The organism is Streptococcus australis, from assembly GCF_015553625.1.
GTDB classification, from domain to species: domain Bacteria; phylum Bacillota; class Bacilli; order Lactobacillales; family Streptococcaceae; genus Streptococcus; species Streptococcus australis_B.
Genome location: NZ_JADNGY010000001.1, coordinates 242,256 through 254,404, shown reverse-complemented (window position 1 = coordinate 254,404; position 12,149 = coordinate 242,256). Strand labels below are relative to the sequence as shown.

General features: G+C 41.0%; 5 protein-coding genes. All 5 read left to right on the top strand.

All coding sequences use genetic code 11. From position 1 onward, the window contains the following. Positions 1-422: 422 nt before the first annotated feature. Entirely contained in the window at positions 423-2,099 is a 1,677-nt protein-coding gene (locus tag I2D56_RS01095) for a DUF2079 domain-containing protein (RefSeq protein WP_229050152.1), read from the top strand. Between the two features lie 394 nt (positions 2,100-2,493). Further along, positions 2,494-4,035, top strand: a complete 1,542-nt coding sequence (locus I2D56_RS01090) for an LPXTG cell wall anchor domain-containing protein (protein WP_129822532.1) — start codon at positions 2,494-2,496, stop codon at positions 4,033-4,035. A 73-nt stretch (positions 4,036-4,108) separates the two neighbouring features. Beyond that, positions 4,109-5,068 (top strand): glycosyltransferase PgfS, encoded by a 960-nt coding sequence (pgfS, locus tag I2D56_RS01085; RefSeq protein ID WP_195347782.1) that lies wholly within the window; start codon positions 4,109-4,111, stop codon positions 5,066-5,068. Between the two features lie 20 nt (positions 5,069-5,088). Continuing rightward, positions 5,089-8,013 (top strand): glycosyltransferase PgfM1, encoded by a 2,925-nt coding sequence (pgfM1, locus tag I2D56_RS01080; protein WP_195347781.1) that lies wholly within the window; start codon positions 5,089-5,091, stop codon positions 8,011-8,013. A gap of 480 nt (positions 8,014-8,493) precedes the next feature. Further along, positions 8,494-12,149: Spy0128 family protein (locus I2D56_RS09755; RefSeq protein WP_229050151.1), on the top strand; the 3,656-nt coding region annotated here is incomplete at its 3' end.

Sequence of the window (12,149 nt, the reverse complement as noted above, 5' to 3'; positions counted from 1 at the left end):
AATGGTTAGAGAGGCTACAAAAATATTAGTCCAAACTAGGTTTGAAGTATAAAATTATGATAAAATATCATTTGGAGGAATTTTATGATGAAAAAAGTTTTTAGCGATTTGTTTTCGAAAACGGATTATGCTATCATGTGCGGTATCAGTGCCTATTTGACAATGTTATTGGTAGACTTGTTGAGTGCGACCTCACAGGATCTGTTTTTGACACTCGCCCCTTGTCCGTATTAAAAATGGGAATCTTTTTTATTGTGGGAGGTGCCTTAATTTGTTTACATGACAAGTTGACGAACTCAGATATAGGTAGTATCACGATGATTCTTTCTTGTGTGACTCTCCTCGTAGCTATTTATAAGAGTATGTCCTTCTTTTTATCGTTGGGTTTAATTCTTTTAGCTCTGATTTTGTTTATAGGAGGGATGTTTAATGAAGAAAAGTCTTCCTATTTGTATTTATCGGTCATCTTGCTAGCCATACCGCGTTTACTAACCTTGGGAAGCTCGAATTTTCAAGATCAAGTACTTGGCTTCCATGCTGTTGATCTTTCCAGTACCCGATTTCTTTCAATCATCTGGCCAGTTGTTATTGCCTCCATTATCTCAATTGTGTTTATGATCCTCTATCTCAAATTTCCAATCTTTAACTATTTAGAGCGACATAAAAAAATAGTTCAAATAATCGTGTTTTCGCTAGTTCTAGTTTACGTCCTTTATCTTTCTGTTGTAGTGGTTTACAAAGTGAAGACGAATGAGTTGTCATCGTTTGATATTGGGATCTTTTCTCAAATGTTTGAACGGATGAATCACGATTTGACTCCGATAACGACCTTGGAAAGAGATAGAGTACTCTCTCATTTTTCTGTCCATATTTCACCGATCTTTTATGTAATGTTGCCATTCTATAAGCTCTTCCCATATGTAGAGACTTTAGAAGTTTTACAGTTGCTCGTAGTCTTTTCGGGGATTATCCCATTGAGATTAATCCTTCGTAAATTAAAGTTTTCTAATCTCACAAATACCTTGGCCGTCTTATGGTTTGTGTTGTTGCCAGTGATGACAACGGCAGGGGGATTTCATCTGCATGAAAATTGCTTTTTAGTCCCATTAGTGTTTTGGGTATTCTATTTTATTATTTCGGAACAAAAATGGAAGATTCTACTAGCGACCATGTTACTATTGTTCGTGAAAGAAGATGCCTTTATCTATGTACTGAGTATGGGTTTGTTCTTCCTTTTTCAAAAACGATTTGATTTATCCAAACAGACAAAAAGATGGCTTTTCTTTACAGAGATTGTCTTGCCAATAGTCTATTTCGTTTTTGCCATGTACCTTTTGAGTGCCTATGGTGAGGGAGGAATGGTTTCACGGTATGACGGATTCTTGCTCAATGGGGAAAGCGGGATGTTAATGGTGATTAAGAATCTATTCTTCCATCCAGGCTATGTCATTAGTACGCTACTGACTGCCAAAAGATTAGGGTATTTATTCTTAATGTTTGCTCCGTTATGTTTCTTAGGACTACTCCAACGGCGTTGGTCGACTTATTTTCTTGTGCTTCCACTGATAGTGATTAACCTACTGCCTAATTGGCCCTATCAGTATGATATTGGTTTCCAATATAGCTATGGAAGTGGTGCTTTAGTTTTCATCATGACGCTTCTAGCATTAGAGGATCTTAAGGAAACTAACATCCTACAGGAAAAAATAGCGGTAGCTATCGTGATAGTAGGAATTATTTTTTCTGGTAGTCTTCTACACCACTTTACTAATAATTGGTCCTTTAATATCGGCTATTACCGTCAAAATAAAGACATGTTTGATGAAATCCAAAAGACTTTAGGAAGTTTGCCAAAGGATGCTTCAGTCTTAGCTGAGGGAGCCTATACACCATCACTTAGAGGTCATAAAAAACTCTTTGATATTTTTTATCACAATGATAAGAAGGCGGATCCAACAATTGATTATATTGTGATCCCTCAATCTCAAAAGGATCAAAACGAAGAATACAATCAATTATTAGCGAGTTATGAAGCTTTAGGATACCGGGAGAGTCAGTATTCGTCCGCTCATGTTTATATTTTAGAGAAGGCGAAGTAAAAAAGGTGGCTACCTTGTCTATTTGATCAGAAGCAATAAACATATGCTGTGCGATATTTTTTCATAATGAACAATTATAGAGGCAGTAGTACATAGTAGCTACTGCCTTTTTATATAGGTTGCTTACTTTTATTCTCGGAGCGATGAAAGCAACATCTGAAAAAACTAGGAAAAGCTTGTGAAAATTTAATGAAAAAGATGAAGATCAAGATGGTTTTCGTTGTGAATTGAAAGGCTGTCGATGGGCTTTGTTTCGGTGTTTGAGAGGCTTTGACTCTCCTGTAAAATCGGATTGACAAAAAACTGAACAATTAGTGAAAAATAATTAAAAAATCTTGCATTTATAAACAGATATGTTACAATAATAATCAAATAATTTATAAAGGAGCATAATATGCAGACCACAAAAGCACGCGTGAAGCGAGTTTTAGCATTTATGAGTCTTTTAGTTTTATCCTTGACAGTTTTTACGACAGTCTTTGCGACTGAAGTAACCAGTTATACGATAAAAACTGAAATTAAGGTTGATAACCAACCGTTAACTGCCGACACGAAGATCACTACTGGTCAAACGATGGAGGCGACAAACGAGATTAGTTTCCCTGACTCACAGCAGATCAATGCTGGTGACACATTGGTTCTAGATCTTCCAAAAGAACTAGGCCTGGTGACCAAGCTAGAGTTTCCAATTGTACACGAAAATGGTGAAGTAATTGCCAATGCAGTGACCGATCCAAGTACGCAAAAGGTGACCATTACTTTTACAAACTATTTCTCTGAGAATTACAAAGATAAGGTAATGACCTTGAGGTACAATGTTCGTCCAAATGCAGCGAACTTGCCAAAGACGGGAACTTACTACTTTACATTTGGTAGCACTGACTTCACATTGAACTACAACAAGGACGATGGTGAAGCTGGTGACTATGAAATGAAGTATGGTTACCAAGATCCAGAAAATCCTAAGCGGATAAAATGGCGTATTGTCTTGAATGCGGTTCAAGACAAGTTGAACAACATGGTCATCAAGGATGACTTCAGCGACAGCGGACAAGTCTTGGTAGAAAGTTCCTTCCGTGCAGTTCGTTATGCGACTCAACCAGAGAAGATTCCGAATGAGGCGGCTCTTCTTAAATTGGATCCAATTGATAACTTTAGCAATAAAGCTGAATTTACACGAAATGCTGATGGTGGCATCACAGGATTCACGATTAATTTTGGGGATAACTGGAACTGGGCTATGTACATTGAGTACACAACAGAGTTGAAGTCAGAGCTTCCTGAAGGAAGCAAAGTAGCTAATGTCCTAGAATGGTCAGCTAGCAACTTTGAAAAGTCTCGCTCAGTCAACGCCTTGACACGTTTGGAAACTGCTTCAGGTAGCGGTAGTGGGGATCGAACAACCACTACAACGACAACTACCACAACAAGCACAACCACTACAACGACAACAACCGAGGAGCCTTCAACAACGTCAACTACGACAACTGAGGAGCCTTCAACTACGTCGACCACGACAACTGTGGCACCAACGACCACGTCAACCACGATGACTGAGGAGCCTTCAACAACGTCAACCACGACAACCGAGGAGCCTTCAACAACGTCGACCACAACGACAACAGAGGATTCAACAACCACCTCAACCACAACGACAACTGAGGGACCAACCACTACGTCAACCACGACAACTGAGGAACCAACCACTACGACAACTACGACTGGTGGAGGACGTCCAACAACCACTACAACAACAACTCCTGGTGGCCCAACCACTGGTGACACGACTGAGTCAACACCAGGCGGTGGTACTGGTGGAGGTCGTAAGAAACTTCTTCCAAGTACTGGTGAAGTCGTAGCAACTGGTCTTGTAATTTCAGGAGTCATTGTCCTCATCGGTGCAATTGTGTTAAAACGTAAAATTTCTAATAAATAAACAAAGAGTTTCCGTATGATGGAGAGAGCGAAAGCTCTCTCTTTTTTGGGAGAACGATAGATGGAGAAAAGGGATGAAATTATCAATACTCATTACACTACTCAATGAGGAATTAGTACTAGCTCAGACTCATGCAGCTATTTCGGCCCAGCTGGAAGACATGCTTGGGAAAGACCTTTCGGATTATGAAATCCTTTATATTGATGATGGAAGCAATGACAGGACCTTTGAGCTGATTGCAGGAATTGCCAGAGACAATGATCGGGTCAAATATATTCGCTTTAGTCGAAACTTCGGCCGAGAGAGTGGTATCTTGGCTGGGTTTAAGTATGCGACGGGAGATGCTGTCATGGTCATGGATGGTGATTTGCAACATCCGCCCTATCTCATCCCTCTCTTTCTAGAGGCTTACAAGGAAGGCTACGATATCGTCAGTGGCCAGCGGACTCGTGATGGTGAGTCCTTTGTGGGGAGCAGTTTTGCTCGTCTCTTTTACTTCCTATCCAACCGCTCGATGGATGTCCATTTGACGGATGGGAAATCTGAGCTCAGACTTCTCAGTCGCAAAGCTATCAACGCCTTTGTCTCCATGCCAGAATACAACCGCTTTAATAAAGGTCTGTACGAATGGATTGGCTTCAAGGAGAAAGTCATCCCCTACAAAAATGAACTTCGCAAGGCTGGAAAGAGTAAGTTTGGCTTCAAGAAATCCATGAACTATGCCATTCAAGGGATTATTTCCTTCAATGATCGCCCTCTTCGCGTTTGTATCCAGTTTGGCTTTATCTGTCTGGGCTTGGCTATTCTTTACTTGGCTTTTGAGTTGATGAAGTATATCTTTGCTCCGGGGGATTATGTGAGTGGGTATTTCACCACCATTGCGGCCATCATCCTCTTTAGTGGGGTGCAGCTAATCTTTATCGGAATTCTTGGAGAATATATCGGGAAGATTTATTACGAAGTGAAGCGTCGCCCTCATTTCATTATTGAAGACACCAATATTGAGAAGGCGAAAGAAGATAGTATCGGATAAGGAAGATAGGAGATAGAAGAATGTTTGTCTGGACCAAGCCTTGGCAAGAACTTTGGAAGAGAAAACCGAAGAATTTGCTGTATGCTTTTAGCGCCATGCTCCCAATGGCCATCATGCTGGTCGTTTGGGCCTTTATGGGGACTTTTCCCTTTGGAGACAAAAGCTTGATGGCTGTTGACTTTGGTCAACAATACATCAGCTTCTTTGGCTTGTTAAAAAATGCCGTGCTCTCCGGAGATTTATCTAGTTTGAGCTATTCCTTTACCAAGTCTCTGGGGGGAGATATGATAGGGGTGCTCGGCTACTATTTGATGAGTCCTTTTAATATCATCTATATTTTGACGCCCCTCAAGTACTTTGGGTTTGCGGTCTTCTTGACCATTTGGCTTCGTTATGGGGCTATCGGGATGGCCTTTGCCTTCCTCTTGATCAAGCGGTATAAGGGCTTGGAGTCTAGGAAATGGCTGGTGCCCCTCTTTGCGACGGCTTATGCCCTGTCAGGGATGCTGGTGTCGTATCAGATGAATGTCATTTTCTATGATGCCATGATCATGCTTCCCATCGTCATCGTCTACCTAGAAGAACTATTGGATGGAGGCGCTCCCTACCGCTATGCCTTTGCCTTAGGCTTGACCGTCTTGCTCCAATTCTATATGGGCTATATGATCTCCATTTTCATCGCCTTGTATGCTTGCTACTATGTATCACCAAGGCTGATGGTCGAAGGAGATTGGAAGAAGAAAATTAGAAACGTCAGTCTTCCCCTCTTGCAGGCAGTGATCTATTCGATTATCGGGATTGCGCTTGCCTCAGTCATCCTCTTACCGGTCTTTTTCAACCTCATTGAAAGTAAGGGCCAGGTTGGAGGAGGGATGACCTTCTCATTGGTCTTTCAAATTAACCCCTTAGATATTTTTGCCAAGCTAGTTGTGGGTGGCTTTGATAACACCTCAGGCTGGTCTGCGGGGCCAAACCTTCCCAATATCTATATCGGAGCCTTGGGGCTACTAGGCTTTGTCTCCTATTTCTTGTCGAAAAAAGTTGTCAGAGTTAAGAAGTGGGCTGCCGGTCTGGTCACCCTCGTCTTCTTTATTTCTTTTGTCAATGAATTTGTCAGCAAGATTTGGCATATGGGGCAAAATCCAGCTGGTTTCTTTTTCCGTTTCTCTTGGCTATTCTCTTTCTTTATGCTCATTCTGGCCTACCAAGCGATGAAAGAAAAAATTATGCTTTCGCGCATCGCCAATCTAGTGATTGGTCTGGTGTTAGCGTTGGCAGTTGTCTATGTCTATTCGCAGAACTATAGCTTCATTGCCAAGCTTCAACCGTCTGGTGTCACCCGTTACATCACCCGCTTTACCGCCCTTCATTTGTTGGCGCTCCTGGTCGTTGCCTCCTATGGCTTTTACAGCTATTGGGACAAGTCCAAGAAGAGCCAGAAAGAAAAGCTTATTCGGATTGGCTGGTCGGCCGGATTCCTTGTCCTTGCCCTCATCCTTTTAAAAGCAGGCTATTTGTTGTCCCAGGTTGGGATCACCGTTCTGATGTACTTGCTTGTCCTTCTGGTCTTGAACCAAAAATGGTCCCGCTTGTCCGTCGTGATCTTATCAGCCTTGACCTTCTTTGAGCTGGGCTACAATGCCTATCTCTCTCAGGTGACCTTAGGCTATGACAGTGTCCATAAATTTGCGGATGCTGCTGTCTCGGTCAAGCGTGTGACAGACAAGGTCCAGGCTGATGCGGATGAGAAGTTTTACCGGATTGCGACCGATTTTGCTTATTCTCGAACAGTTCCATCCTTGGTATCTTATCCGGGCTTAAGCACCTTTAGCTCGAGCTTAGAACGGTCGACCATGGACCACTTTGCTTACATGGGGGATCTGGGGGTCAATGCAGCCACAGAGTATACCAATGGGACGCCTTTGACGGATGCCTTGTACGGTGTTCGCTATTACATGCATGCCAAGGAGTTCGATCCAAAAGAGATGGAAGCACATCCAGAAAAGATGTATTTCTATCGCTTTACCAACCGCTTTGACATGGGGCGTTACTACACAGAGACAGTCTATGAAGACAATCGCTTTGTCGTCTATAAAAACCCTCATTCCTTCCCTTTGGCCTATGGGACCAATTCCCTCGTGAAGAATATTCAATTTGGGGCTAATAATGCCTTTGCCAACCAGAACATTATCCTCAACTCGATGGAAGGCCATCAAAAGAACACAGGCGATTATGTAGAGTATTTCAAACCTTTGGCTTTCACTGGGATTGAAACGGAGAATTTAATAGAAGAAAAGGTCAACAAGGAGACAGGAGAGGCCATCTATCGACGGGCAGATTCTTCTAAGGAAGGTATTATCCGCTATAAGGTCATTCCCCGTTCCAACAATACCTATTACTTCTTTGTGCCAGCGTCTTTGATTCCCAAGCAAGATTACTCTGTCCTGGTCAACAACAAATGGTTGCCAAACACCAAGACCTTTACCCAAAGGCAAATCTGGCAACTGACGGACATGACCGAAAATCAAGAGTCGGTGATTGAGTTTCGCTTTAGAACAGATACCATTGACATGAGCCAGGCGGGTGTCTATCGAGCCGAGCTGGATCAGATCCAAGAAGTACTTGAGAAGCGCAAGCACCAAGGTTTGAAGGTGACCAAGTTCAGCAATACTCATATCGAGGGGGAGGTCACTATTACAGATGATAGTGATGTCATGATGACCTCCATCCCATACAGTGCCGGCTGGCAGGTAAAAGTGGATGGTCAAGCTGTCCCGACCGAAAGAGCCTGGAATAGCTTCCTATCTTTCCCAATTACCAAAGGGAAACATCAGGTCGAGTTTGTCTTCAAAACCAGAGGAAGCTTTATCGGTGCCCTACTGTCTATTGTCGCAGTTGTGAGTCTCGTCATCATTAGAAAAAAATGGAAAGAGGAGCATTCTTAAGCTTCCCATGTGTAATAAATTTCTTAAAAAGTTGAGATTTCGGTCTAAATTTCAGTTTGAAGATAGAGTCTTCTTTAAAACTTTCCTTAGGTGAGTACGGACGTCAGCGAACTTCGTAGAAGTTCCATGACTAATTATTGAGCCTAAGGTCTCAATAATTCCGAGTGCCTGAAACGCTATTGTTTCAGGCACTTTTCTCACGGCGGAAAGTTATATATCTGTTTGCTGACTCAAAAAATAGAACACCTATTTTCTATATTATTAAAGATGGAAAAGTGCAAAAAATGAATGATAAAAAAATGGACTAAATGGGAAAAAAAGTAAAAAAATGTTAAAAAATAGAGGGAAACTTCATCTGAATATTCAGAAAGTTTTACGGTAAGTAACAACTTTGATATATTTAGTTGACGGTAGTCAACAAGTCTGGTAATATTTGTTATGTATCAAACAATAAAAATATGAAAAAGGAGATACAAATTAATGAAGGAAATGTTTAATAGACGTCAGCGCTTTTCTTTGCGAAAGTATAGCGTTGGCGTTTGTTCTGTATTACTTGGGACAGCGCTTTTTGCTGTAGGAGCTCCGACAGTAGCTGCGGATGACGCTATTGCGCCTACTGACGCAAGCAAGGAAGCAGCAACAAGCGTTCAATCTGAGTCGACTCAAACGGCGCCAGATACTGCTACTACAGCTCCAGGTGAGACCTACGCTCAGGGAGCAACAGCACCTAAAGTGGATCTCTCAAACACTGCTTTAGCAACAGAAGCAAAAGCAGCAACGGAAGCTCCAGCTGCGACTGCAGCACCAGTAGCAACTGAAGCAAAACCTGCGGCTGAAGCAGGTGTTACTGCTGAAGAAGCTGCTAAACCAGCAGAAAAAGCTGAAGAAGCAAAACCAGTAACTGAAGCAAAACCTGTAGTTTCAGAAGGCGATAAACCACGTGTACGTAGCCGTCGTGCTGTTACTAATGAAGCTGTAACTGGAGACCACAACTCTAACCCAGTAGCGGTAAGTACTTACTTAAAAGATGGAGAAAAAGTAACTCCAGAAATCAAAGATCCTAACGGTGCAAGTGTTCGTTCACAAACAGTACCATCAGGATATGCTGCTAAAGAAGGCGATGTCTACACCTATAGCATCGTAGACCTCACTCGCTTTAATGAACGTTACAATACAAACTACTACACACGTGCTTACAAGGGATTTAATGATTCTACTGATACTACTGTAGAATTAATTGATAAAAATACAGGTAATGTAGTAGAAACTAGAAAGATTACTGCATCTAGTGGTATTCAAAAATTCACTACTACTGCTACTGCATCTAGAGGAGAATTAACTTGGCAAGTTGATTACGACAAAGGTCTAGGAGCAGGGCCTGGTAAAACGGACCAACCATTTATTCAATTTGGTTATGAAGTTGGGGCAAGTATCCAAGCTTTAGTAGCTCCAGGACATAACCTTACTCCGGATGAAAAAAAATTATACGATGCTGTTTATGCTGCTCGTACATCAACAGATATTATAAACGTTGTAGAACCAGCTTATAACGGTCGTACGATTACGGATACTAATGCCAAGATTCCAGCAGCAGTTAATAAAACAACTTACTATAAAGTAGTTGATAAAAACAACCCAACATTTAACGCGAATAAAACAGATAAAACTGTTCAAGACTACGTAGCAAATGGTAATGAAGTAGACTTAGCTTCATACACTCTTAAAGCTATGGAAGGTCAAAACTTCACAGCATCTGGAGAGCGCCAATTTGATGGATATAAATTGTATCAAGCAGCTGATGCAAATGATCAATCAGGTTATGTAAGTCGCCCTTACAAAGTTGGTACAAAATTCATGGACGCTGAGCGTGCAGGAATTAAACGGATTAAAGAAATCGTAGGTGAAGATGGAACTGTAGTCGTTCGTGTTTACTTATTAGATCCAAAACAACAAAGCAAACGTTCTGACGGTACCTTGAGCACTGATGGCTACATGTTGCTAGCAGAAACGAAGCCTATTAAACCTGGTGATTATAACAAACAAGAATTAAATGTTAAGAAATCACCTCTTAACACCATTCCTTTCACAGATAGCAAAGGCGTAAACTATCCAGACGGGAAAGAAGTTCCATTTGACTTCCAAAAAGCTGCAGGATATACACCGTATAAGACTGTCTTCGTTCCATTCTTGGGAGATAACATTGGTCACCTTTCTCCAAATGAACAATTGGTTCGTGGAGTAAATGGTATCGGGACAAACGTTGACTTGCTTAACTCTTTGACACCGTATAAACAACCAGTTTACTACTATGTAAAACAAGAACCAGTTGAAGTAACTCCAGAAGTTGAAAAACAATTGGAAGGACGTGTATTAGCAAATGGTGAGTTTACATTCAAACTAAAAGAAGTACAACCAAATAAATCGCTTCCAGCTCATGAAGAAACTGTAACTAACAAAGCTGACGGTAAAGCTACATTCAGCAAATTAACATTTAACAAAGTGGGAACTTACACTTACACAATCACTGAGACTCCAGGTTCAGATGCAAACGTTGAATACGATGCAATGACAGTTACTATGACTGTTACTGTAACTGAAAACGCTCAAGGTGAATTACAAGCTGCAGTTAAATACAGTGCTGAAGGTGGATTCAAATCAAGTGCTGATGATAAAGTCTTCAACAACTACGTTGTAGCACCTGTTAAAACTAAATTCGACTTCACTAAGAAATTAGCTGGACGTGAGCTTAAAGACGGAGAATTCAAATTCGTTCTTAAAGATGCAAACGGACAAGAAGTTGAAACAGTAACTAACAAAGCAGACGGAACTGTAACATTCACAGAATTATCATTCGACAACTCTAAAGTTGGTACTCACACTTATACTGTAGAAGAAGTTGTCCCTGCAGCTAAAGAAGCTGGAATGGTATACGATACTATGAAAGCTACTATTACTGTAGAAGTTGCTAAAAATGGTCACACATTAACAACTGTAACTAACGTAGTTTCTACTGGTGGGGTAGACGCTAATGGTAAAGCAACTGATGGAACAGCGGATAAAGAGTTCAATAACAAAATAACTCCTCCAGAAACACCTGTATTCCAACCAGAAAAATTCGTTCTTAACAAAGAAAAATTTGACCTAACAGGTACAAAATTAATGGACGATGACGATGAGCTTCAGGATGAGTACACAGAAACAAATGCAAATCCATATGCTGATCAAGTCAAGAACAACGAAGCAGAAAACATCAATACCAAGACTGTTAACCGCGGTGATAAATTAGTTTACCAAGTATGGTTGGATACTAAGAACTTCACTGACAAGAACAACATCCAAGCTGTAGGTATCTCTGATACATACGATGCAGATAAATTGACTGTTAACAGTGCTGATATCAAGGCTTATGACAGCGAAACAGGAGTTGATGTAACATCTAAATTTGATATTACAGTAGCTAACGGAGTCATTACAGCTACATCTAAATCTTCTATGAACAAATCTTTAGGTGATGCTGATAACACTCAAGTTATCGACACAACTAAATTTGCATTTGGTCGCTACTACAAATTCGATATCCCAGCAACTGTTAAAGAATCAGTAGCAGGTGGAGTAGACATCGAAAACAAAGCCAACCAAATCGTTCATGTTTACAACCCAGTAAGCAAATCTGTAGAAACTCCAGAAAAACCAACTCAAAAACGTGTAAACTCTGTACCAATCACTGCAGAATTCAACTTCACAAAACGTTTGGAAGGTCGTGAGCTTAAAGCCAACGAATTCAGCTTCGTACTGAAAGATTCAACAGGAAAAGTTGTTGAAACTGTTAAGAACGATGCGGATGGTAACGTTAAGTTCTCAGCATTGAAATTTGAAAAGAGTCAAGTTGGTGAACACAAGTACACCGTTGAAGAAGTTGTAGGAACAGACACAACTGTAACATACGATGCTATGAAAGCAGAAGTGACTGTAAAAGTATCTCACAACGGTACATCTAAAGCATTGGTTGCTAATGTAACTGAACCAGCTGACAAAGAGTTCAACAATACAGTAACTCCTCCAACAGAACCTAAGTTCCAACCAGAGAAGTATGTATTGAATAAAGAGAAATACTCTATCACTGATAACAAGCTTCT

Bases quoted from the DNA above. Each gene is read 5' to 3' on its own strand.
- I2D56_RS01095 (WP_229050152.1), top strand. From the start codon at position 423: ATGTTTAATGAAGAAAAGTCTTCCTATTTGTATTTATCGGTCATCTTG.
- pgfM1 (WP_195347781.1), top strand. From the start codon at position 5,089: ATGTTTGTCTGGACCAAGCCTTGGCAAGAACTTTGGAAGAGAAAACCG.
- pgfS (WP_195347782.1), top strand. From the start codon at position 4,109: ATGAAATTATCAATACTCATTACACTACTCAATGAGGAATTAGTACTA.
- I2D56_RS01090 (WP_129822532.1), top strand. From the start codon at position 2,494: ATGCAGACCACAAAAGCACGCGTGAAGCGAGTTTTAGCATTTATGAGT.